Source organism: Ruegeria arenilitoris, assembly GCF_013030985.1.
Taxonomy (GTDB): domain Bacteria; phylum Pseudomonadota; class Alphaproteobacteria; order Rhodobacterales; family Rhodobacteraceae; genus Ruegeria; species Ruegeria arenilitoris_B.
The window spans coordinates 78,803-102,441 of sequence record NZ_WPYP01000005.1 but is presented as its reverse complement, the minus strand read 5'-3'; the positions used below and the strand labels follow the sequence as shown (position 1 = coordinate 102,441).

At 59.2% G+C, this 23,639-nt stretch carries 17 protein-coding genes; 6 read left to right on the top strand and 11 right to left on the bottom strand.

Features of this window, described 5'->3' with window-relative positions:
- Positions 1-109: 109 nt before the first annotated feature.
- From GOX88_RS11965 to GOX88_RS11940, 6 genes are all read left to right on the top strand, one after another.
- On the top strand, positions 110-1,069 hold the full coding sequence (locus tag GOX88_RS11965) for a dihydrodipicolinate synthase family protein (protein ID WP_170401758.1): 960 nt from the start codon (positions 110-112) through the stop codon (positions 1,067-1,069).
- Positions 1,060-1,992 carry a proline racemase family protein gene (locus tag GOX88_RS11960; RefSeq protein ID WP_170401755.1) on the top strand — a complete coding sequence of 311 codons (933 nt, stop codon included), beginning with the start codon at positions 1,060-1,062 and terminating at the stop codon, positions 1,990-1,992. Before GOX88_RS11965 ends, GOX88_RS11960 begins: the two co-directional genes overlap by 10 nt.
- Complete coding sequence (locus tag GOX88_RS11955) at positions 1,989-3,227, top strand: NAD(P)/FAD-dependent oxidoreductase (protein WP_170401752.1); 1,239 nt, start codon at positions 1,989-1,991, stop codon at positions 3,225-3,227. Before GOX88_RS11960 ends, GOX88_RS11955 begins: the two co-directional genes overlap by 4 nt.
- A gap of 9 nt (positions 3,228-3,236) precedes the next feature.
- Positions 3,237-4,262 carry a trans-3-hydroxy-L-proline dehydratase gene (locus GOX88_RS11950; RefSeq protein WP_170401749.1) on the top strand — a complete coding sequence of 342 codons (1,026 nt, stop codon included), beginning with the start codon at positions 3,237-3,239 and terminating at the stop codon, positions 4,260-4,262.
- Between the two features lie 142 nt (positions 4,263-4,404).
- Positions 4,405-5,520, top strand: a complete 1,116-nt coding sequence (locus GOX88_RS11945; protein WP_217354219.1) for a tetratricopeptide repeat protein — start codon at positions 4,405-4,407, stop codon at positions 5,518-5,520.
- Between the two features lie 238 nt (positions 5,521-5,758).
- Positions 5,759-7,972 carry an NADP-dependent isocitrate dehydrogenase gene (locus GOX88_RS11940; protein ID WP_170401739.1) on the top strand — a complete coding sequence of 738 codons (2,214 nt, stop codon included), beginning with the start codon at positions 5,759-5,761 and terminating at the stop codon, positions 7,970-7,972.
- 272 nt (positions 7,973-8,244) lie between these two features.
- On the opposite strand, the gene GOX88_RS11935 is transcribed toward GOX88_RS11940, so the two are convergent.
- From GOX88_RS11935 to GOX88_RS11885, 11 genes are all read right to left on the bottom strand, one after another.
- On the bottom strand, positions 8,245-9,354 hold the full coding sequence (locus GOX88_RS11935) for a transporter substrate-binding domain-containing protein (protein WP_170401737.1): 1,110 nt from the start codon (positions 9,352-9,354) through the stop codon (positions 8,245-8,247).
- 45 nt (positions 9,355-9,399) lie between these two features.
- Entirely contained in the window at positions 9,400-10,662 is a 1,263-nt protein-coding gene (locus GOX88_RS11930) for a transporter substrate-binding domain-containing protein (protein ID WP_170401733.1), read from the bottom strand.
- Between the two features lie 22 nt (positions 10,663-10,684).
- Positions 10,685-11,470, bottom strand: coding sequence for a PP2C family protein-serine/threonine phosphatase (locus GOX88_RS11925; RefSeq protein WP_170401731.1), 786 nt, complete (start codon positions 11,468-11,470; stop codon positions 10,685-10,687).
- Between the two features lie 3 nt (positions 11,471-11,473).
- On the bottom strand, positions 11,474-12,520 hold the full coding sequence (locus tag GOX88_RS11920) for an FHA domain-containing protein (RefSeq protein WP_367647788.1): 1,047 nt from the start codon (positions 12,518-12,520) through the stop codon (positions 11,474-11,476).
- Between the two features lie 179 nt (positions 12,521-12,699).
- A complete protein-coding gene (locus GOX88_RS11915) occupies positions 12,700-14,826 on the bottom strand; it encodes a protein kinase domain-containing protein (protein WP_170401728.1) in 2,127 nt (708 codons plus the stop codon).
- A gap of 340 nt (positions 14,827-15,166) precedes the next feature.
- The gene (locus tag GOX88_RS11910) at positions 15,167-16,453 is read right to left on the bottom strand and encodes a dynamin family protein (RefSeq protein WP_170401725.1); all 1,287 of its coding nucleotides are present in this window, start codon (positions 16,451-16,453) and stop codon (positions 15,167-15,169) included.
- A complete protein-coding gene (locus tag GOX88_RS11905; RefSeq protein ID WP_170401722.1) occupies positions 16,450-18,492 on the bottom strand; it encodes a dynamin family protein in 2,043 nt (680 codons plus the stop codon). The genes GOX88_RS11910 and GOX88_RS11905 overlap by 4 nt, the downstream gene beginning before the upstream one ends.
- Before the next feature lie 67 nt (positions 18,493-18,559).
- Complete coding sequence (locus tag GOX88_RS11900) at positions 18,560-19,435, bottom strand: hypothetical protein (RefSeq protein WP_170401720.1); 876 nt, start codon at positions 19,433-19,435, stop codon at positions 18,560-18,562.
- Between the two features lie 24 nt (positions 19,436-19,459).
- Positions 19,460-19,861: a hypothetical protein gene (locus tag GOX88_RS11895; protein WP_170401717.1), complete on the bottom strand. Its 402-nt coding sequence runs from the start codon at positions 19,859-19,861 to the stop codon at positions 19,460-19,462.
- A 22-nt stretch (positions 19,862-19,883) separates the two neighbouring features.
- Positions 19,884-21,620 carry a dynamin family protein gene (locus GOX88_RS11890; protein ID WP_170401715.1) on the bottom strand — a complete coding sequence of 579 codons (1,737 nt, stop codon included), beginning with the start codon at positions 21,618-21,620 and terminating at the stop codon, positions 19,884-19,886.
- Positions 21,621-21,628: 8 nt separating this feature from the next.
- Complete coding sequence (locus GOX88_RS11885; RefSeq protein ID WP_170401712.1) at positions 21,629-23,638, bottom strand: dynamin family protein; 2,010 nt, start codon at positions 23,636-23,638, stop codon at positions 21,629-21,631.
- Position 23,639 lies beyond the last annotated feature (1 nt).

Sequence of the window (23,639 nt, the reverse complement as noted above, 5' to 3'; positions counted from 1 at the left end):
GTTTATTTTTGGCTTCAAATTTTCTGGATTTTGTATCCAATATCCGTTATGGCGATTTGAAAGGGCCATTCCGCCCGTCCTGACCCTGCATTTTCAAAGGATAGATCCGATGTCGACCAACGTTTTCACCGGCACCATGCCTGCGCTCATGACCCCCTGTAAGGCGGATCGCACCCCTGATTTCGATGCGTTGGTGCGCAAGGGGAAACAGATGATCGACGCGGGCATGTCGGCTGTAGTGTATTGCGGATCGATGGGCGACTGGCCGCTGCTGACGGATGAGCAGCGCATGGAAGGTGTCGAACGCCTGGTCGCAGCCGGACTGCCCGTTGTGGTCGGCACCGGGGCCATCAACACCAATTCTGCCGTGGCCCACGCAGCACATGCGCAGAAGGTCGGCGCCGTCGGCCTGATGGTAATTCCGCGCGTGCTGTCGCGCGGCACGTCCCCGGCGGCGCAAAAGAACCATTTCAAGGCGATCCTGTCCGCCGCACCGGATGTGCCTGCGATCATCTACAATAGCCCGTATTATGGCTTTGCCACGCGCGCCGATCTGTTCTTTGCGCTGCGCGCCGAGCATTCCAACCTGATTGGCTTCAAGGAGTTCGGCGGCAAGGATGACCTGCGTTATGCGGCCGAGAACATCACCAGCCAGGACGATCAGGTGACACTGATGGTCGGCGTGGACACTGAGGTTTACCACGGCTTCGTCAACTGCGGTGCAACCGGTTCGATCACAGGGATCGGCACGGCCCTGCCGCGCGAGGCGCTGCTGCTGGCGTCCTTGTCGAAAAAGGCGGCACGGGGAAATGCCGAGGCGCGCCAGCGCGCCCAGGAACTGACCGAGGCGATCCAGGTGCTTTCCAGCTTTGACGAAGGCCCCGATCTGGTGCTGTATTACAAGCATCTTCTGGTGCTGAACGGGGAACAGGAATACCGTCTGCATTTCAACGAAACCGATGAGCTGACCGATGCGCAGCGTAACTATTGCGAACAGCAATACGACTTGTTCCGCACATGGTTCGCCGATTGGTCCGAACAGGGCGGAGTGATCGCTGAATGCATGTGATCGACAGCCATACCGGGGGTGAGCCGACGCGGGTCATCCTCGACGGCGCACCGGACCTGGGCTCTGGTCCCTTGGCTGAACGCGCCCGCAGGCTGGCGACTGAGCATGAAGGGTTTTACCGGTCGATCATGTTGGAGCCCCGCGGTCAGCCTGCGATGGTCGGCGCGCTACTGGTCGAACCAGTTGATCCCTCCTGCGTGACCGGTGTGATCTATTTCGACGTGGACGCCGTGTTGGGCATGTGCGGGCACGGTACTATTGGTCTGACGGTCACACTCGCGCATCTGGGGCGGATCGGTGCAGGTCGGCACAGGATCGAAACGCCCGCCGGGGTCGTGACGGTTGAGCTGCACGATGCCAACACCGTCACCGTCACAAATATCGAAAGCCGCCGGGTCCTCAGTGATGTGACGTTGGATGTGCCGGGCTATGGCGCGGTGACGGGGGATGTCGCTTATGGCGGCAACTGGTTCTTTATCGTGGATCCCAGCCCGATCCCGGTTGAGACCGGCAATATCGGTCAGTTGACCGATATGACGGTCGCGATCCGTAAGGCCTCGATTGCGCAGGGCATCGGAGGAGAGCAGGGCGAGCCAATCGACCACGTGATCTTTCAGGGCGCCTCGCCTGATCCCGGGGTCCATAGTCGCAACTTTGTGCTTTGCCCGGACGATAACTACGACCGCTCGCCCTGTGGCACTGGCAGTTCAGCGCGTCTGGCCTGTCTGGCCGCGGACGGGGCGTTGGCGCCCGGCGAGGAAGTCATCCAGCACAGCGTCATCGGCAGCGCCTATCGGCTGTCCTATCAGCCGGGTGTGAACGGAGGGGTCATCCCCTCGATCACCGGGCAGGCGCATATCATGGCCGAGGCAACGCTGGTATTTGACGCAAACGATCCATTCAAAGAAGGCATAGAGTTATGACCATGCAGGTCGTTGTGATCGGCGCCGGTATCATCGGCATCACAACGGCGCTGGAATTGCAGCGCCGGGGCCATTCCGTTCTGGTTCTGGATCGCGAAGGCGTCGCCGCGCAGGCCTCGGCCGGAAACGCGGGCGCCTTTGCCTTTTCCGAGGTTGAACCGCTGGCAACCCCCGGCATCATGAAAAAAGCGCCGAAATGGCTGTTGGACCCGCTGGGGCCGCTGTCCATCCCGCCCGCTTATGCCTTGAAGATCGCGCCGTGGATGTATCGGTTTTGGCGCGCCAGCCGTCCGGGCCGCTACGCGGAGCTCCTTCACGCGCAGGCCAGTTTGATGGACCTGTCCAGCGCAGCCCTGACCCGGCTGATCGCATCGGTGGTTGGCGAGGCGATGATGCAACGCGACGGGCAGATGCAGCTTTATGAAAGCGAGGCGGAGTTTCGCGCCAGCCTGCCCACATGGGAGCTGCGCCGCCAGCACGGTATAGACTTCGAATTGCTGGAAGGCCGCGAGGCGATTGCCGAGCGACAACCCGGACTCAGCCCCCGGTTCACCCATGCCGGATTTACGCCGAACTGGATCAACACTGTCGACCCCAAAAAGTGGGTCGAGCATCTGGCGCAGGTCTTTCAGAACCGTGGTGGCCGGATCGAACATCAGGAGATACGTGCGCTGACCCCAACCGACTGCGGCGTAAGGATCACTCTGGCAGACCGCGAGGTTGAGGCGGACAAGGTCGTGCTGTGCGCGGGGGCATGGTCGCATCACCTTGCGCGGACTCTTGGTGATCACATCCCCTTGGAAACCGAGCGCGGCTATAACACGACCCTCCCCGAGGGTGCATTTGATTTGCGGATGCACCTGACATTCTCTGGCCACGGTTTTGTGGCCAGCCGGATCAATGGCGGTGTCCGGATCGGTGGCGCGGTGGAGCTGGGCGGCTTGGAACTCCCCCCGAATTTCAAACGGGCCGATACCTTGCTGCAAAAAGCGACGCAGTTTCTGCCCGGTCTGAACACCGAAGGCGGCACGCAATGGATGGGGTTCCGTCCGTCGTTGCCCGACAGCCTGCCGGTGATCGGGACCTCACCGCAGGCAAGGGACGTGATCTATGCGTTCGGCCATGGTCATTTGGGCCTGACCCAATCGGCAGGTACGGCTGAACTGGTCGGCGCCCTCATCGACGATCAACCCGCCGCAATTTCTCTGAACCCATTTTCGGCCGCCCGCTTTTAAGGACAGGACATGCGCAGCAGCAAGACCATTCATGTGATCTCGGCCCATGCCGAAGGGGAAGTGGGTGATGTGATCGTTGGCGGTGTTCAGCCGCCACCCGGAGCGACCCTCTGGGAACAACGCGCCTTTGTCGCGCAGGACCAGACCCTGCGCAACTTTGTGCTGAATGAACCGCGCGGCGGCGTGTTTCGGCACGTCAACCTGCTGGTGCCGCCGAAACACCCCGAGGCCGACGCCGCCTTTATCATCATGGAGCCTGAAGACACGCCGCCCATGTCCGGCTCAAACTCGATCTGTGTGTCCACCGTTTTGCTGGATGGCGGGATCATTCCGATGCAAGAGCCCGAGACCCAAATGACGCTTGAGGCCCCCGGTGGGTTGGTGAAGGTCCGGGCCGAATGCCGAAACGGCAAGGCCGAGCGCATCTTTGTGCAAAACCTGCCCAGTTTTGCCGACAAGATATCCGTTCCGCTGGAGGTCTCGGGCATCGGCACCCTGACCGTGGACACCGCCTATGGCGGGGACAGTTTCGTTGTGGTCGATGCGGCGGTATTGGGGTTCGAGATCGTTGAAGACGAGGCCCGCGATATTGCGCGTATGGGTGTGGCCATCACCAATGCGGCCAATGAACAGCTTGGGTTTACCCACCCCGAGAACCCGGATTGGGATCACATTTCCTTCTGCGCTTTTTGCGGACCGCTGGATAAAACCGAAACCGGCCTGACCGGCAAATCCGCCGTCGCCATTCAACCGGGCAAGGTTGACCGATCCCCCACCGGCACGGCGGTCTCGGCGCGGATGGCCCTGATGGCCGCAAAGGGTCAAATGACGGTTGGCCAAACCTTCGAGGCGGTCTCGATCATCGGTTCACGCTTTACCGGACGGATTGTCGAGCAAACCCAAGTCGGCGACCGCCCAGCTATCATCCCCGAAATCAGCGGCCGAGGCTGGATCACAGGCACGCACCAACACATGCTGGACCCGGACGACCCCTGGCCCGGCGGGTATCGGTTGAGCGATACGTGGGGCGTGTGACCCACAGTTCAGGATTTAGAGCAACTGCTTGACCAAACTCGCTTTTGTGCCCACCTCTGTATTGCTACTGTAAGTTGAATATGAAGGGCTTTGGGGTTCAGTGAGATTTCGTTTTACCGTAGCGGTCGTAGCAGTGGCTTCTTTGGGCTTCGCGCTTAGCGCAGGGGCCGACGAGTCAACCAAAGCGAATGCTCTTATGAATGAGTGCAAGGAACATGAAGAGGCTCCTTCGGAGGCTTACGAAGCCTGTTCGCAGCTGCTAAAAACGGATGATCTTTCAGAGGACGACCGGTTTAGTATTTTGCTCCATCGAGGGACGGCGAGCCTCGTCGTCGACCAGCATGCAGCGGCAACTCAGGATTATACCGAAGCTCTTGAGATCAAGCCGGACTCTGGTCTAGCCCTCACGGCTAGGGCTTTTGCTTTCATCAAAATAGGTGAATTGGAGCGCGCTGAGCAGGACAATGCCAAAGCACTGAAACTTGATCCCGAAAACGAAGTCAGTCTGTTTAACGTAGCCAGAATTGAAATCAGCCGTGGCGACATTGAAGCTGCCATCAGGGCGACCGAAAAAGTTCTGGATGTCGATCCCGACAACACTGTTGCCCGAGAAAACTTGTTGAAAGCGCATTATGAAACCGGAGGGTTGCAGCGCCTCTACGACTTTCTTGAACGCGCCAAGGAAAGATGGCCGGATCAAAGCTGGGTGCACTATTCCATAATGTTCATTCATATGACGAAAGCGCCTGATCTTGATGCCGCTTTGCTGGCCGCCGGTGAATATACCAAAGCAATTGGAAACGCGGACGCCCCACTTGTTTTTGCATGGGTACACCTTCAAATAGGCGATGAGGAAACAGGCAAAAAGATTATTAGAGAACTGGCTATCGACGAATGGGCGGAAGAGTTGAGAGAGTCGTATAATGGTAGGCTGCCGTTATTGCTTAGCTTAAAGTATGAACTCTCTGTCCTTGCAAAAGAAAATGCCCGTCTGATAGCAGCATTGCACTTTGACGTTGTTGATTGCCGCGACTTGGCAATGCAGGAGCTTGATCTGTACTTGGATAACGCAGGCGATCTCGGGAAGAAATTTTTGTTGAAGCAAGTTGAACTTGTTTTGGAGCATGTTGATCACGAAGAGTACAATCGCTCCCAATCCTACCGAACAGAAGTTCACACCAGATATTTCGAAGCAAAGAACAGGTCCGACCGTTTTCCGGAAACTTCCCATTTTCGGATGCACAAGACAAATCATTAGAAACAAAACGCGACGTCGGAGCCTCTGTACGCTCTGAAAGCGCAAGCAATCTGTACGCCCGTGTCAATTTGCGCCCCCACTAGAGGATTGATCCGAAACGCAACCTGTTTTAAGGGAGGCCCTGTCAAATCAGAGTCACCCTTGGGGCGGTAGGATTCTCGCGCCCCATCCGCAGCCACGAATACGTGGCACACTCTTGGATCGCACGCCCCGAAAGGCTTAAAAAAGGTAAAAGAATATGGCAGAAAAATCGAACTTCGATATATTGTATACCATTGTAGACGAAGCGCCCGAGCTGGCCAGCGCGTCGTTCCTGCCCATCATTCGCAAGTTCGCCGGCGCCGCGGGTGTCAGCGTTGGAACCAAGGATATTTCGCTGGCGGGCCGTATTCTGGCGACCTTTCCGGAAAACCTGACCGATGCACAGCGCATCACCGACGATCTGGCCGCGCTGGGTGAACTGGTGAAGACGCCCGAGGCCAACGTGATCAAACTGCCGAACATCTCGGCCTCGGTCCCGCAGCTGGTTGCTGCGATCGAAGAACTGCAGGCGCAGGGCTACGATATTCCGAACTATCCCGAAGAGCCCGCGAACGACGCAGAAAAGGCGATCCGCGCGCGTTACGATGCCATCAAAGGCTCGGCCGTGAACCCGGTTCTGCGCGAAGGCAACAGCGACCGCCGCGCGGCAAAGGCCGTTAAAAACTACGCTCAGAACAACCCGCATTCGATGGGTGAATGGGCCGCGGACAGCAAGACCAAAGTCTCGTCCATGTCCGACAACGACTTCTATGCAAACGAGAAATCGGCCACTATCACTGCGGCGCAAGCTGGCGATGCAAAGATTGAGTTTGTCGGCAAAGACGGCAGCGTTACCGTTCTGAAGGATGGCTGGACACTGGACGAAGGCACCGTGGCGGACGCGACCTTCATGTCGGTCAAGGCCCTGTCTTCTTTCCTGGCCGAGGCCATCGAAGACACCAAAAAAGACGGCACCATGTTCTCGCTTCACATGAAAGCGACCATGATGAAAGTGTCGGACCCGATCATCTTTGGCTATGCGGTCAAAGCTTGGCTGGCCCCGGTATTCGAGAAATTCGGTGCCGAACTGGACGCGCTGGGTGTAAACCCGAACTCGGGTCTGGGTGACCTGCTGGACCGCGTCAAGGACAATGCCGAGATCGTGGCCGCCATCGACGCGCTGAAAGGCGACCGTCCGTCGATGTACATGGTCGACAGCGACAAGGGCATCACCAATCTGCACGTGCCGTCGGACGTGATCATCGACGCCTCGATGCCTGCCGTGATCCGCGCAGGTGGCAAGGGCTGGGATGAGACCGGTGCCAAAGGCGATACCAACTGTGTGATCCCCGACCGCTGCTATGCGCCGGTTTACGACGAAGCGATCAACTTCTTCAAAGCCAACGGCGCGCTGAACCCGGCCACCGCCGGTGCCGTCGCCAACGTCGGCCTGATGGCGCAGAAGGCCGAGGAATACGGCTCGCACCCGACGACGTTCCAAGCCCCTGCAGATGGCACCATCCGCATCGTTCTGGCCAATGGCGAAACGCTGCACGAGCACGCGGTTGAAAAGGGCGACATCTGGCGGTCCTGCACCGTCAAGAAAGCGCCGATCGAGAACTGGATTCAGCTGGCGATGGACCGTCAGCGCCTGACCGGGTCCGAGGCGATCTTCTGGCTGGACGCAAACCGCGCCCACGATGCCGAACTGATCAAGTACGTCAAACCGGCGCTTGAGGCCGCGGGCGTGGCCGACAAGTTCCAGATCATGGCGCCGCGTGAAGCAACCCGTCAATCGCTGGAAACCATCACAGCCGGCAATGACTCGATTGCAATCACCGGCAACGTGCTGCGGGATTATCTGACCGACCTGTTCCCGATCCTGGAGCTGGGCACCTCGGCCAAGATGCTGTCCATCGTCAAGCTGATGAAAGGCGGCGGTCTGTTTGAAACCGGTGCGGGCGGTTCGGCCCCGAAACACGTGCAGCAGCTGGTCGAAGAAAACCACCTGCGGTGGGACTCGATGGGTGAGTTCTGTGCGCTGGGTGAATCGCTGAACTTCCTGGCCGACAGCAAGGGCAATGCCAAAGCGGGCGTTCTGGGTGCTGCGGCTGAGGCGGCAACGCAGGGCATTCTGGACAACAACAAATCGCCCAGCCGTAAAGTTGGCCAGCCCGACAACCGCGACAGCCACTACTGGTTTGCACGCTACTGGGCCGAGGCCCTGACGGCGCAATCCGACGATGCGGAGCTGGCGGCTGAGTTTGCCCCCATCGCCAAGGAACTGGCCGACAAGGAAGAACAGATCCTGGGAGAACTGGCTGCCGCACAAGGCGCGCCTGCCGATCTGGGCGGGTACTATCACACCGATCCGGCCAAGACCGCTGCAGTGATGCGCCCCAGTGCGACGCTGAACGCAATCATCGGCTGATCAAGCAGGGCCACGCCTTTGGGCGTGGCCTTTTTTGCTTTAGATCAGAGTGTTGAATAGAAAAAGGGGCTGACCCCCAAAGTCAGCCCCTTTTTGAGTGAGTGGAGAGGCAAAGCCTCACCGGTTAGTTGCTTATAGAATATCACTTCCAGCGCAGCTGGGTATTGGGGGTTTCCCGTAGGTGCTTTGGTCAGTTCGGGGGAACAGCGAGCTCAGGACAAAAAAGGGCCGGTCCTGAGACCAGCCCATTGGTAGTTAGTCAAACCGTGGGATCAGTTCGACGCTGCCATCAGCTTTTCATTGTGCTCACGCAGCGTGTCCGAAACGATGGCGTACCATTCGCCGGATTCGCGCATCTCGTTCAGGCCTTTGTTCAGCATCGCCAGATATTGTTTTCCGAACGGATTGCTGCGGTGGCTGATGAAACGCAGTGAGGACAGCGAAGTCACAAACGGGTTTTCCACCAGATCGTTCGAGGTAAGGCCCATTTCCACCATGGTGTCCGAGAACAGCTGAACCTCGAAGGTTGCAACGTCAGCGGTGCCGGTCAGAACTGCGTCAAGGCACTCACGCGCAGTGATCGGCTGCATCAGGGTCATGCTGTCGCCGTTGTGCAGACCTTCTTGTTCGAGGTCGTGGATGAACCATCCATCCATACGGCAGATTGTTGCGCCTTCCAATTGCGTGAACGTGGTGGCGTTTGCGTATTCGCTTTCTGGCAGGGTGTAGAAACCCACAACGATATCATAAACTGGCACGGATGCGTCGAACTGGGTGCAGCGCACTTCGGTTTCCCATGACCACTCATAAGTGCGGTTGGTGCAGTCCGGCATATTCCACGCCATCGACACGTCAAATGCGCCCAAAGGCAGCAGTGTTTCCAGGTGCGAGTTCCAGTCGTCCACGAAGCTGACCGAATAGTCACGCGCGTTGCCGCCACGCTGCAGCGCGGTAGTGCCCAAACGGGTGATTGCACCGCCGCCATTCAGTGATTCATCGGCGAACGGCGCCCAGCCGTTACCAGTCACCAGCTTGATCGGCGGCTGATAGACGCTGGAACGTTTGACACTGGCCGCGCGTGCTTCTTCGGCCGCGATGATTTCCTGAGCGGACTGACCATTCGGCAAGCTGCCGTCTTCACAGGGCAGGGCCAGTACAAGACCGGGCGCCAGATCGTTCGGGTTGGTGATGACATTGCGGTTCGCGTTGAAGATCGGCTGATAGTTCGAGGTGCCATAAGCCGCGATCGCGATGGTGGCCATCGTATCGCCGTCCTCGACAGTATAGTTTGTACAGGCTTCCTGTGCGGCCGCGGCTCCGGCGCTAAGGGCAGTGACGGCGGTGGCCGACATCACGACTTTCTTCAGGTTGAATTCTAACATGTCCACTTCCTCCAGACATTTATTGTTGTCAGGCCGGTTGGGGCCTTAGCCATTTTCCATTTGATGACGCAGAGCGGTTGAAACGATGTCTCGCCACTCTCCAGATTGCTGCATGATCGCCAGACCCTGGTTGAGCGTCTCAAGGATCGCTTCCCCATCCGGATTATCTTTGTGGGTCATGACGTTAAGCGACTTTATGGCCGCCAGGTTGGGGTTTTCGATAATGCGGTGCTCGTATCCCAGTCGACCAATTGCTTCGACCGCAAGATGGGCTTCGATTGCCACGATGTCGGCCGTACCTTCCATGACCGCGTGAAAGCAGTCATCCGGTGAAACGGGGCGCATCAGAGTGATCGCCGGCTCGTAAAGGCCGACCGTGTCCATATGCGACAGTGACCAGCCTTCGGGGCGGCAGATCGTGGTGCCGGCAAAGTCGGCATAGGTCAGGGTCTGTTCATAGCCCGAGCCTTCGCGGGCAAAGAACGTGTCCACAACCTCGTAGAACGGGTTCGAGAAGTTGTAGGTTTCACAACGCGCGCGGTCCTTGTCGGACAGTGTTGCGGCCTCTTCGCAATTCGGGCGCGACCAGGGGAATGTGGCGTCAAAGGCCAGAGTCGGCATCAACAGGTCCAGATGCGAGGACCAATCGTTGACGAACTGGATCTTGTAGCTTTGCTCGGGCGCGGCACGCAGCATCGCGGTTTCCACCAGATTGGTGTAAAGGCCACGATTAGGCAGGGCCTCGTCGGTGAAAGGCGCATAGTCGCCGCCGGTAATCAGCAGCAACTGGCGGTCCCGAATTTCCGGACGCTCACCCTCATCCGCGTTGCGGATCAGGGCGGCCCCCTCGGCACGGGCGGCTTCGATCTCTTTTTTGGCCTCGGCCTTGGCCGCGATCACGGCTTCTTCGCTGGCCTTTTTGGCTTCGGCTTCGGCCTCTGCTACGCGGGCTTCGGCATCGGCGATTGCCTTGGCGGCTCGCCTTTCGGCGGCCTTTACCAGTTCCGCCGCCATGTCAGCGGCCATCGCTTCGGCTTCTGTCTGCGGTTCAGCCGGGGCACGTCCGATATCCTCAAGACAGGGCAGGGTCAGGACGTCGCCCACGCGGATGATGTTCGGGTTGTTGCCGATCACGTCGCGGTTGGCGTCAAAGATGATACGGAAATCCTCGGTCGAATACACTTCGATCGTCAACTCGCGCAGGCTGTCGCCGCGTTGGATTTCGTAGGTCGAGCATGCCTCTTGCGCCGAGGCGGTACCGGCCGCGGCAGCTAGTGCCAGGCTGGAGATGAACAGATGAGGTTTCATGGGTCCTGTAGCTTTGCCTTGGTTAGTTTTTTGTAAGTTTCACAACGCCGATCGAGGCATTGTCCTGATCCGGATCGCCTTTGGCCCGAAGGGCCTGCCACAGCGCGTCGGCGATGTCCTGTGCCCAGGCGTTCGAATTGCTTTGGACGATGTCCTGAATTTCAGCGTCGCTGAGATACTGCAGCCCGTCACTGCCCAGGATCAGCACATCTGATGCGGTCAGCTCCAGCGGCGTTTCGGGGCAATCGACCTTGGGGATTGCAGCCCCCATGATGACCGAGGTCAGCTGGTTACGGTCGGGATGCGCCTGTGCTTCGGCCTCGGTCAATTTGCCTTCAGTCACCTGCGCGTCGATCACCGGAGCCATCGAGTGATCTTCGTTGATCTGGCGCAGAACCCCGTCGCGGAACAGGTACAAGGGGCTGTCACCAATCGAGATCCACAATGCGCGGTGACCAAGCAACAGCAGCCCCAGCAGGGTCGACCCCATGTTGAACTTGTCGCCTTTGCCCTCGCAATGCGCCGCGATCAAAGCGTTGGCTTGCATGGCGGCCAGAGGCAGCGCGTCGGCCACTGCCGCTTCGGATAGCGGGGTATTCTCAAGCTCGGCGTCCAGGGACTCGCGCCAAGCCGCAACCACGAGTTCCGAGGCAACCTCGCCCGCCGCGTGGCCACCCATACCGTCCGCAATCACGACATAGCCTGCATCCGCTGCATCGAACATACGTGCGGCAATCGCGTCTTCCTGCGTCTCGCGCTGACCCTGATCCAGGATCAGTGCAATATCATATGCCGGAGTTGCCAGCATCTATCAGGCATCCCGCCAATCAAAGCCGTCATCGCAGAAGGCGGCAAAACGGATCGAGGTTTCGCTGATGCGGATCAGGTCGCCGCTGGACAGCGCAACGGTGCTGAGAACCGGTTTGCCGTTCAGGCGTACCAGATTGGCCTTGCCGCCGTGACCCAGATAGCATTTGCGATCTTCGGGGTCATAGGCGATCACCGCATGGTTGCTGCGCGAAATTCCGGTGTCGCCAAAGTCCAGCTGAATGGCCTGATCATCGTTGCGACCAATCTGCATCAGGCCTTCGGTCAGCGTGATGCATGCACCCCGGCCCGGGCCAGAGGTGACAACCAGCCAGCCGACCGGGAAGGTCTCTTGCGCGGTTTCGGTCTTGGCGATCGGTTCCGAGCTTTCCATCAGGTCCTGAACATGGGTATCCGCACGTTCGAACCCCAGGAAGGTGGTCTTGACGCGACCACGACGGTCATCCGCCGCAGGCGCCGCGACCGGTTGTTGCGGTTCCGGCTGAACTTCTGGGGCGGGCTCGGCCTGTGCCACCGGTTCGGGCTGTGCCACAGGTTCGGGCTGAGTCAGTTCAACGGTTTCGACGACCACCTCGACAACCTGCTCTTCCTGAGCAGGCTGTTCCGCGGCAACGTCTTCCTCGGTGGCGACGTGCAGGGTCACGACCGGCTCTTCCGGTTCGGATTGAGCTTCGGGCGCTTCGAAAATATTGTCCTGGGCTTCCGCGACGACCGCGGCCACGATGACCTCGTCTTCTGCGTCGTCGGTCGCTTCTTCGTCGGTCGCTTCTTCCGAAAACTCGGGCATCTCTTCTTCGGGGATCAGATCATCACTGTCTTCGTAGCTTTCCGAAGACATGTTGCCACCGCCCAAAGCCGCGCGTAGCGCGTTGAAATCCGCAATCGGCTGAGGCGCTTCAGCCTCAGGTGCGGCGGTTTCTTCTACCTCGGTTTCTGCTTCGGGTTCCTTGGCTTTTCCGGCACCTTCAAGCAGCCGGCTAAGAGGGCTTTTGTATTTGAACATGATGTCGATACCTTTGCTTTCTTTCACAGAACCTGCGTCTTGCGGGCTGCTATTCACCTCTGCGCGCATCGGCACAACGGCACTTTTGATCCGGAAACCAAACCAAATTTTATCTGCCGCGACGGGCCGGTCCCCGTCAGGGTGGCGGATTTCCGGGCGCCACCCTCAGCTTTCACAATGCGGCAGACCACGTGCGACCGGTCAGATTACTCCTGCGCCAACTGCATCACGGCGTCCGTCTGGGCACCATCGCGCAACACGGTCAGTCGCGCCTGCGACTGTTTTTCCGCGACCAAAGCGTCCAGCATGGCATCCAGGCTTTCCTGCCCGTCGATGGCCACCCCGGTCTGCGCTTCCGAGACCAGGACATCGCCCCGCTGCAGATCACCCGCTGCATCCGCAGGCACTGTGGTCACAACCGTTGTCCAGCTCTGACCATCCTCATTGCGGACGGTAAAGCCATAGCCGTTTTCCAGCCCGATCGCGCGGATGGCGGGCAGGGCCAACAACCCGTTCAAAGCAAGGGTTTTGCCCAGCGGACGATAGCGGGCTGTCACGCGGATATAGCCGTCAGGATCAATTGCCAGATCGTTCAGAACCTGCGCGGCAAAGCTTGTGTTTTCGCGAATGGGGTTCCCGTTCAGGGTATAAATCGCGTCGCCGCGTTTGACCCAGTCACCAATCACCGACATGTCTTGCGCGGGATCAACACCGGTCACGGCAATGATGCTGCCGGTCGATGCGCGACGTCTGGACGTCTGGAACGGAATTTCGACATCCCAATGCGAGAAGGCAACCTGTGTTTCTGCCGGGGGTGTTGAAACGGCCGGGGCAGGGTCAGTTGCAACGGTCTCTGCCGTCAGGGTCTCTTCCGGATCAGTTGCTTCGGCCTGTGTCTGCTCGACAGGCGCCTGAGTTGGTTCTTCTGCAACTGGGGCCGGCTCAACCTGTTCCGGCGCGGTTTCTGTGGTGGCGACCTGCTCGACAGGTTCTTGTGTTGCTGCCACCTGTTCTTCTGTTTCCTGAGCCGCAGGTGCTGACGCAACTGCAACGTCCTGTGCCGGTTCGGAATTGTCACCGGACATCAGGAAAAATCCGCCCGCGGCCAGACCGACCGCGACGACAGCTGCGCCGGCAATCAGTTTACCACTGCCGCCCGATCCGCTTTTGACCACGGTATCGACCGCGACAGCGGATTCTTCTTTGGGCGTGAACTTAGCGAGTCCATTTTCGTCTTTGTCTTCATTGCCCAGGGCAAGATCGGCATTTCCGGCCAGCAGGGCAGTGACCACAGCTTCGGCATTTTCGCTTTCGGCTTTGATCCGGGCCTTTTCGGCTTCTTCATCCTTGCGGTCCATGCCCACGATGACCGAGACCGGGCGGTAGTCGAACGTATCGAACATGACGTCCGGGCCACGGAACATGCGCAGCCAGTCCAGCGCGGTTTGCAGACGATCGGTAACGTGCACCTCCATCGCCTTGTCGATCGCCTCAAGGAACCCTTCGGGATAGCCTTTGAACCGACCGGCCAGCGGAGTGTAGGGGTCTTCCTGACTGTTGTTGAAGGCGTTCAGGCGGGTCTGGCCGTCAATCGGGCGCTCACCACTGATGGCGTGGTACAACGTGGCGGCCAGCACATAGAGATCGCTGCTGGGGCCCTGATCGGCCCCGCGCACGTAGAATTCATGGGGCGAGTATCCGTCCTTGATCACCCGCAGGGTCAACAACGCAGCGGATTGGTTTGCGGCCTGTTCGCGCGCGGCGCCAAAGTCGATCAGAACTGGCTCACCGTTTTCATTGATCAGGATGTTGTCGGGAGAGATGTCCCGGTGCAGCATGCCGCTCTGGTGAATGAACGACACCGCCGACAGCATCTTTTCGGTGACCTGAACGATGAAATCCGGGCCGGTTTTGTTGTCGGGGTTTTCGACATAATCCAGAAGGTCGCAGCCCTTGATGAAGTCCATCGCGATATAGGCTGTGTCGTTGTCCTCGAACACCTGATGGACGTCGACGATATTGGGATGGACCAGGCGCGCGTGGTTGCGCGCTTCTTGAATGAACAGATCGATGATCGCGCGCAGATCGTCCTTGTGGTCAGGATCGGTTGCTTCAACCAAGTCGCCGTTGCGGTGGCACAGCGCACCCGGGAAGCACTCTTTGATTACCACCTCGCGGTCCAGACTGTTGCGGGCCAGATAGGTGATCCCGAAGCCGCCATTGCTGAGGTAACGCAGGATTTCATACTGCCCGTGCAACAGCTTTGCGCCGGGTTGAAGTCCTTCGATTTTCGGTTCGTCGTGCGATGCACCGACCGCCTGGTTGTGGCTCATTTCTTTCCGCCCGTTACTGATCGTTTTGCGGTTTTCTTAACTGGGCCAAATTGCCCACGAACTCACAACCAAACACAACCGCAGGACACTTGAGACGGTTAGACGTTTCAAATTTGACTTTATTGGGGCCGCCTGATGGCTTCACTATGGATCGTTTTTATGGAAATACTACATGTTGTTGTTATGAGTATTTGGCCATCTAAATATTGAAAATGGCTCTGCACAAAATACAGACGGACCGACTCTTTGTCTCCGCTTGGTCAACGGAGTCGATACGTTCGAGACCCGATTCCACGGGCCTCGAATCGCCGCGTCACGGCGCAATTTTAACGAGAAATTGTCAGGTCCCGGTTTTCGGCTGTACCGAATCCACCCGGCTGCCCGCCCAGGCCAGGTTGTCACTGAGCTGCGCGAGGATGCTGATCGCGTCCTTCAGGGGGGCGTCACCGCTTTCGAATTGCAGCAGCAACAGCAGGTCCGTGGCCTTTTCGAACTCGCCCGGTATCCAGTCGGCCTTGGGATCGATTTCTCCGCCTTGCTCAAGACGCTCGGCGAAATCTTCGACGATTTCCTGACACGAGTGCAGGAAGGCCGAAGGTTCGATATAGGATGATTCGCGCAGATCCGCGTAGATGCTGGCAATCGCCGCCAACCAGTCCTCGAGGATCGGATTTTCCAGAGGGGGCAACGCAGATTCCAATGCGGCATGCACGGACACGGCATCGGGCTGCGGCGTCTCGGCCTCGGGGCCGGTCAATGTCTCAAGAAATGGCAAAAAGTCCTGTTTCAGATCGGTGCGCGCGGCCTCGAGATCGGCCAGACGACGGTCGGATGCGATCTGCAGCACCTGTTCGGCCAGGTTCTGACCGCCGCAGTTTTCCCAGAGGGCGAAATCAGGTTCGGGCTCCTGCGCCATGGCGCGCACGGCCACCGGTGTCCCAATTGGCACGACCGAGCGGAACAGATCGCCCTTTTCCTTGTTGAGCCGTGACACAACCCGATCCAGCGCATCGCGAACCGGCGGCAGATCGGCATGGGTGACCGCCAAAAGGCTGTTGGCACGCAGTTCCTGCGGAACTTGTGACCAGAGATGTCGTTCGGTTTCGCGCCATGCGTTGGTACCATTGGTGCACCAGATTGCGCAGTCCACGAATTTCAGCAGATCGAGTGTTTCTTTATACGTATCGTCCAACGCCCCGGTTCCGGGCAGGTCGAACAGCGAGATTTCCTGCAAGGCAGGGGTGTTCAGCCCGACCGAGATAAAATCAGGCGCATCTTCGGCGGCCTTCTCCAGAGCGATGCCGGAATAGGTTTTGGGCTCTTTGTCCCACCAGCCGACAGTGGTTTCCGGTGTGTCGGAATAGGCGACGATCACCAATGGCAGTTTCAGGTGCTGCGGCCCGGTAGGCAGAATGTCCGCCCCGGCCAGCATGTTGGCGAGGCTGGATTTGCCAGCCCCGAATTCCCCGGCGAAACCGATATTGACCGCGTTGGACAGCCGCCCGGCATGGGCAAGTGCGCGCTCGCGCATCTCGTCCAGTGCCGTGTCGGCCGGCAGGTTTTCGGTCGCGGTCAGAAAGCGTTCAAGTTGTCTTACTTCCTGTTCGGTTCCGGGAAATTCGATCATTCCGCAGCCTCTGTTAATCTCTTGTCGATGTCATCCGCGCCAAAGACGGCGCCCAGTTCTTCGGCGATGTGCTGGGCGTGGTCAAAGGCTGCTTGCGCCTGAGCCCGCTCATTGGTTTCGCCGCTTCCGGCGCGATGTTCAAGATGCCCGGCCAGCAAGGCCAGATAGTGATCCAGAACCGTGTTCAGACGTTCCAGCAAATCGCTGCGCGCGGTGTCCACCAGATCATCGCCGATCATCTCGAATTCCTGCACGATCATGCGTTCGGCCCGGGCCACGACACTCTTGCGTGAGATCAGTCGCGACAGCCAGTTGACCCGCAGTTCGACCGTAATGCCACGGGTCAGCGCGGTGGTGTCCGGGCGGAACCACCGTACGGCACTGGTGTTCATCCGGTTGTCCGTCGGGTCCTGCCAGCCGGGCAGGGCGCGCAGAGCCGCGTTGCTTTGCATGTCGATCGTGTACAGTTCGCTCAGCATCCGTTGGCGCACAACCTGCGTGGCCCCCTGCACAAGCTCACGCATACGGTCGCGCAACGGAGTGAAGTTCAACTCGGTTTCACCGCCCTTGGCCAGCAGCGGTGAATCCCCGTTCGGCCCCCGCACCACGACCGATACGGCCTCGGCCACGGTGTCGTCCATGACGCCGCGCAGATTGGCCAGAACGTCATCCATGTCGTGGATGATCCCGGCGGTCTTGTCGGCAACAAGCGTCCGCAGTTCGGTCAGAGTCTTGTCGTTTTCGTCCCCGTTTTCGGTGGCGGGGGTCGTTTCGTCCTCGATGGCGCGCAGATGGGCCCTGCTGCGCTCGACCTCGCCTTGCGCGAAGGTGTTGAGATGTTGCCACGCCATCCGCAGCTGTTCGTTGCGCGGACCCTCGGTCAGGGCACCGGTGACATGGCGGCGCAGGTCCGGCAGACCCGAGGCGATCATTGCGGCAAAGCGCAGCACGCCTTCGCGGCTGATCGGACCGGGGCCCTGTTTGATCTCTTCCACGCCGTCCAGATATTGCTTCATCTGTGCCGGGTGGGCCCGCAGCCAGGCGAGAACCTCGTCATGGTTGATGCCGGTCTCGTCACCGGTCAGGGCGTAATGCGCCCATTGGGCGCTGCCCATCAACACGTCGATGTCCGAGTTTCCAAGGGCCTTTTCCAGGCCTTCCATGACATCGGCCCGGACTTTGCCGGCATCTTCAGCACCACCACCCAGCTCATCGACGCGGTTGATGAAAACCACGATCTGGCCCAGCTCCAGCGCTTGCATCAGGCGGAACAGTTTCAGATCGGCCCGCGACAGGGCCTGATGCGCCGACAGGACCACCACGAAGAAGTCGGATTCCTTGAGGTACTGGCGCGAGATTTCTTCGCGGATCAATAGCGGGTCGTTAACGCCGGGTGTGTCCGTCACCGTCAGCGGAAACGGGAAGTGGCCGATGTCGAAATAGACCTCGGCCTTGCGGGTAATGTCGCTGTAGAGACCGCGATCCGAGCCCGGATCGTGTTCCCCTGCTTCGGTGGGATCATCCCCGGCACAGACATAGCGCGCCAGATCGTCCGAGGTCAGTTCGTCAAGGTCGTGATGCTGCCCCAGCAGGTGCTTGTAGCTTTCGCCCAAACGCAGCTTGGCGCGGGTCTTCATCGCCTCGACCTGCTCTTCGATCATTTCGCGCTTATAGCTGTCCTCGTCGTCGGGGAACATGTTGCGCAGCTCTTCGCCTTCGGCGATCAGAGCCTGCCACTGGCGGTTGTCGAAGAAATGGAACTCGGCCCCCGAGGTCCGCCCCGTGGGGTGGCCGAAATGCATGTCGGTGATCACCGTCGTCCAGGGGTTCACGTCCGACGGCAGGTATTCGGCCTGACCGGTGAAGCCGTTGATCAGACGGGACTTGCCCGCCTTGATCTGCCCGACAAAGGCAATCGAAGGTTTCAGATTTGTCAGATCGCTGACAATGCGCGAGATGAACTGGCGGGTCTCATCATTTGAGATGCCGTTCATGTCTTCGGCAATACGGATTAACTCGCGACGATTATTTTCACTCATAAACCTTACCCTGGTAACTTGTAATCACGGATCGAATTCATCGAAAAATTGAACGAAAGGGGCGCAGTCATCCGCCCGGCCTTTTCAGACTGGCCCACAGATTGATAACGGCACCCAGTTTGCGTGCCTCGTGGACAGAGATTGCAAAACGCTCACCATCATTCATGATGGCCAGCCCGGCACCTTTGCCGCCCGAGGGGCGCATGACAATCAGCTGCGGGTGATCCATCGTTGAGGCCGTGTCGCCATCCCAACCGGCAAGATCGCGGGCGAAACGGGCCAGCAGATCGGAATCGGGGTGCAGAGCTTCTCCCTCGGCACATGTCCCGTCCATACTCAATGATGCCCCGTCATTGCCTTGGGCCAGAACCCGGCCTTGGGCAAATCGTTCCGAACCTTCATAGAACCGTTGGGCCAAAGACCCGTTGGTGTCTTCCGCCGCTGATTCCTCGGTGGGTGCAGTGTCGTCGAGCTCGGGCTCATCCGGGACGATGGCGATCATAGGCTCGGCAGGCAGTTCGATTTTCTCGCAGGCGCTCTCGATCTCGCTGAAGGTGATGCCCACATCGTCGGCCTCGAGCGCTGTGTCAGGCTGCAGAGAGATAAGCTCCAACGGAGCAGGGGCCGCCGCAATGTCGGTCACCAGTTTCGCCAGTTTGTTAGCCAGCTCCTCGCGGGATTCGGTTTCGAAATCCGGGGCGATGCCGGACTGAACACGAAACACATCCGTGATCCGGGAGCTGTTGACCTCGATCGCAAGGCAGTCGCCATTGGCGGCGGTGAATTCCAACCGGCGCGGCAGAATGGTGCCGCGAATGGTGCCCAGAACCTTTTCGCGCCGAATCCGGGCAGTTTCCCCCGGAACCGTGACCGCCGGGTTCAGGCGCGCCACAGACGAGCGCCCGATGTCGTCGAGCATCTCGAGAATGTCTGTATCCATCATGCCGTGACCCCCCTCTGGTCCGGTCTAGACTGCGGCCGCGACGGGCCCCAGGCTGAGATGTGATTTCGTCAGCGCCAACCCGACATTGGCGCTGCTGCGACAGATGTAGCAGACCACATGATCGGGATATTCCCGGGTCCGCAGAAAAATATTGAGCCGGTCATTCGAAAACACCGCGATTTCCCCGAATCCCGGATTGTCGGTCTCTTCAACCCCAGCCGCACGCAGCAAGTCCTCAAAGGCTTTGACGCCGCGCCCCTGAAACAGGTTAGCCACGGCAAGGGCAAGACTGTCCAGAACGTCCGCGCTGTCTGAATCCAGGGTGTTGGTCCCAAGCAACATCCCCGTTTCCATATCGACATACCCGGCTGCAATACAGTCGGGTATGGTTTCCATTGCGGTGTTCAGTGCGGCTTCGATCGTCATCGCTTGCTACCTGACATTCTGGTTATAAAACACGGAACTCTGCCCCGCCGTTTTCTGTTGCGTTCGGAACAGGGCCAACCCCGCCCTTGGCGTGGCGCGCGAAATGTTCGGCTGCGATCTGGTCGAATTCCTCGAGAAACGCCCCGAACACTTTTTTCATGCCTTCGACATCGTTCGGCAAATCCTCATCCGCAGTAACGTCACGCCACATGGATGCCGCGCTCAGGGGTGCGCCTTCTGCAACAGTCAGCAAGCCTTCCTGTTGTTCGCCCTTGTTGTCCGACGGGGCAGTCTCCTCTGCGGTGGTGCCGTTTGACATGGACACGACCTGCATGTTCACGAGGCCGCTGGATTCGGGCTCCGGTTCGTATTCGTCCTCGGCGCCATTCGACTGCTCGGCCAGCAAGGCGGCGATTGACGACACCGAAATTTCGGAACGTTTTTCCTCGGGCTCTTCGACCGATACCTGATCCTGTTCGGGCGTATCCGCCAGCTTGCCTTCCAGCGTTTCCAGGATCGGGTCCGATGAGTCGCGAGCAGGCTCTTCCGGTGTTTCTGCCTGCGTGTCAGCGGCCAGGATATTGTCATCCTCTTCATCCAGCTCACTATCATCCAGCAGGTCAAACGTGTCTTCGTCTGCCGATGTTTCCTTGAACTCTGCAAGGTTCAGACTGTTGCTTTCCGTGTCCCGGAAAAAGGCGCGCAGATCGTCGCCTTCGGTGTCCGGTTGCGGCTCGGACACCGGTGTTTCGGTTCCCATCTCAGCGCGCAAACGCTCGGCCTCAGCCGCGTCAATTCGTTCTTCGCGGCCGGTATCCTCGGCGCGACGCTCGACACGGGCCGGGCGGACGGGAAAGCTGGTGACAACCTCATCTTCCTTGGTGGCCGCGGGAACGGGGTTTACCAGTTTCAACGGGGCCGGTTCGTCGGTCTGTTCCACCATTCGCTTTGGACGGACCGGCTGAATGGGTGCGTTCCCGGCCAAACCGTTGTCGATCTGATAGCGCGTCAGCATGTCGGCGCGGTCGTCCATGATCTGTTCAGTGATCTGAAGGAAGCTATCGACCATCTTGCCGCCGCCACTGCGCGCCCACTGTTCGGCATCGCCACTTTTGTCCCGGGCAGTGATTGCGTCACGGGCCGAGAACAAGATCGACCGATTGAACAGGTGGCCCGCTTCGCGGTTGACCCGGCGCAGCACCTTTTGGCGGTCTTTCGGACCCAGCACATCGGCGCGGGTTACCAGCAGCAGAGAGTTGTGCTGCAGCCGTTCCGGCAGAGACACCCAAGTCGCCCGTTCGGTTTCGCGCCAAGCCTGAGTGGCATGGGTGCACCACAAAACCCCATTGGCCTGCCCAACCGCACGGCGCCAGACATCGTTTGAAATTTTCGGGTCAGAGATGCCGGGGGTGTCGATCAGGTCCACCGCTTCCAGAATGTCGGCTTCAAGGAAGATGCGCACAAACTGGGCGTCGTTGACACCGACGGATTCCAGCTGATCCAGAGTGATGTTCTCGCGTGTCCCGTCGTGACGTTGCACATAGGCCGATTTCTTGCCCCAGCTGAACCAGACCGGCGGCAGCTGCGTTGCAGTGACCTGTGTCGGCAGCGCTTGCGAGCGCAACAGGAAATTCATCAGCGTCGATTTCCCGGCACTGAATTCTCCCATCAACGCAAAAATCGGTTTGCGCCGGGACCACTGCTCAATGCGTTCCCAAGCCTTAGGAGAGACGAAGCGGGTTTGTGTATCTTTTGCCATGTCGCTACTTATGCTGCCTCGTTACTAAGATCTTTCAGGATGTCACCCAGGATATCGTCGCGCGATTTCTTGGGGGTCATGCCCGCCATCAGGGCCGCCTGGTTCGGATCCTGCTCGGCCGAGGCCGAAATGTTCAGCAGGGTCTCTTTCTGCTCGCGCAGGAAGTCGGACAAACCAGCCCGAACATTTTCCAGAACGGCCGCGATCTGGTTTTCCTCAAGGTCTTTGGTGATCGAGTTCGCCTCGGACGCGATCAGGCGCGTATAGTCAGCGGCGTAGGCTTCGAACCCTTTGCGGCGTTGCCACCAGCGGCGCCACCAGGTGCTTTGCAAGTCCAGCGCGATGGTGCGGCCAATACCCAATGGTGGCGGCACGCGGGGCACGATGGGCGCCTCGATGCTGAATTCACCCAGATGGTTGCCCAGCAGCTTTTGATACAGCGCTTCGACATCCGCCGCTGCGGCACTGTAAAGCGCCCCGGCGTCTTTGCGCATGGCGCGAGAAAAGCTGAAATAGGCGGCCTTTTGCAGGGTGCGCAGGCCAGCCGGGTCATATTGCCAGGTGCCTTGCTCGCCATTCAGTTCCAGATGCGAAATCAAGGAATCCGTGGCGCGTTTGACAAAGTTATCTTCGGCCGACTTCAGACGCTCCAGCACTTTGTCGCGCAAAGAGGCCGTCAGTTCGGCGGCCTTTTTCTCGTATTCCGCAGCAACCTTGGTGATGGCTTCCTCGGGTGCGACGCCGTCCAGATCGCGCACAACCCCTTGCCCTTCGGACAGGTTCTTTGCCACGGCGGTGGCACGAATTTGGCTGGCGATGTTGCGGGCCCGATGGCGTACACGATCCAGCAGGCGGGTGCCTGCACCGTCGGCGATGCGCTCGTTCATGGCCAGCAAAAGGTCCGGCAAGCCGGACAGCGCCCAGATTTTATCAAGCGATGGGGCCTGATCTCCAAACCCTGCAGCAAGGTAGAAGGTGTTGAGGGCCTCTCGTGACTCCTCCGACAGGATATCAGGGTTTCCGGTCAGGGCGGCCTCGGCCCAGATCGCGCTGCCGAATACAACGCTGGTGTTGGTGTCGATACTGTTCTGCTTCAGCGTTTCCTGAATCCGGTCGCGGATCTCGGGTACCTGATTGACCGGGTCGGACAGTTCGTCGATCCGGTTCACGAACAGGATGATCTGGCGGTTTTCGAACTGCGCGATGATCCGCATCAGCGCCATGTCCATGGTGGTCAGCGCCTGGCTGGCAGCCAGCACCACAACGCAAACCTCGGACCCGCGCAGGCTGCGCAGGGTGATCTGCTCGCGCACCATGAACGTATCGTTGACGCCAGGCGTGTCGCACAGCTTCAGCGAGATCGGGTATTGCGGAATGTCCATGTACAATTCCGCCGATTTGGTGACATCGGCAAAGCGCCCGGTCTTGGGGTTGATATCCGGGTCATCGTCGTCGCCCAGGCAGACATAGCGCTGGATCAGTTCGTCGTCGAAATAGTCATACTGGTGGCTTTGCCCCAGAATCAGGTCGAAATGCTGGCCAAGGCGCGCTTCGGACTTGGCCTTCATCTCTCCGATCTGGCGGCGGATGTCTTCCATCTCGTCATCGGCACCGGCCCGATTGGCCAGTTCGCCCAGACGGCCACCGCCGACCATCAGGTTGTCCCACTCTTCTTGTTCAAAGAAGGTGAATTTGGCCTTCTTGTCGCCTTCTGTGCGGGTGTTGATATTCAGCGTGGTCACCACCGAGGTCCACGGGTTCACATCCGAGGGCAACAGGGCAGGACGCCCGGCCAGAATGTTCACGATCGAGGATTTACCGGCCTTGACCTGTCCGACCAACGTCACGCTGGCCGTGAAATTCTCCATACGAGTCTTGAGCGTCGCTAGACGCGCCGAGGACCGCGCGTCCGCCACCTCTGTCAGCTGGTCGATCTGCGCCGTCAGCGCCGACATGGCCGAGGTCATCGGCGTCAGCGCTTCGTTTCCCACGGACAGAAGGTGATCGTTTCGGGCCATG

Bases quoted from the DNA above. Each gene is read 5' to 3' on its own strand.
- GOX88_RS11965 (WP_170401758.1), top strand. From the start codon at position 110: ATGTCGACCAACGTTTTCACCGGCACCATGCCTGCGCTCATGACCCCC.
- GOX88_RS11960 (WP_170401755.1), top strand. From the start codon at position 1,060: ATGCATGTGATCGACAGCCATACCGGGGGTGAGCCGACGCGGGTCATC.
- GOX88_RS11955 (WP_170401752.1), top strand. From the start codon at position 1,989: ATGACCATGCAGGTCGTTGTGATCGGCGCCGGTATCATCGGCATCACA.
- GOX88_RS11950 (WP_170401749.1), top strand. From the start codon at position 3,237: ATGCGCAGCAGCAAGACCATTCATGTGATCTCGGCCCATGCCGAAGGG.
- GOX88_RS11940 (WP_170401739.1), top strand. From the start codon at position 5,759: ATGGCAGAAAAATCGAACTTCGATATATTGTATACCATTGTAGACGAA.
- GOX88_RS11935 (WP_170401737.1), bottom strand. From the start codon at position 9,354: ATGTTAGAATTCAACCTGAAGAAAGTCGTGATGTCGGCCACCGCCGTC.
- GOX88_RS11930 (WP_170401733.1), bottom strand. From the start codon at position 10,662: ATGAAACCTCATCTGTTCATCTCCAGCCTGGCACTAGCTGCCGCGGCC.
- GOX88_RS11925 (WP_170401731.1), bottom strand. From the start codon at position 11,470: ATGCTGGCAACTCCGGCATATGATATTGCACTGATCCTGGATCAGGGT.
- GOX88_RS11915 (WP_170401728.1), bottom strand. From the start codon at position 14,826: ATGAGCCACAACCAGGCGGTCGGTGCATCGCACGACGAACCGAAAATC.
- GOX88_RS11910 (WP_170401725.1), bottom strand. From the start codon at position 16,453: ATGATCGAATTTCCCGGAACCGAACAGGAAGTAAGACAACTTGAACGC.
- GOX88_RS11905 (WP_170401722.1), bottom strand. From the start codon at position 18,492: ATGAGTGAAAATAATCGTCGCGAGTTAATCCGTATTGCCGAAGACATG.
- GOX88_RS11900 (WP_170401720.1), bottom strand. From the start codon at position 19,435: ATGATGGATACAGACATTCTCGAGATGCTCGACGACATCGGGCGCTCG.
- GOX88_RS11895 (WP_170401717.1), bottom strand. From the start codon at position 19,861: ATGACGATCGAAGCCGCACTGAACACCGCAATGGAAACCATACCCGAC.
- GOX88_RS11890 (WP_170401715.1), bottom strand. From the start codon at position 21,620: ATGGCAAAAGATACACAAACCCGCTTCGTCTCTCCTAAGGCTTGGGAA.
- GOX88_RS11885 (WP_170401712.1), bottom strand. From the start codon at position 23,638: ATGGCCCGAAACGATCACCTTCTGTCCGTGGGAAACGAAGCGCTGACG.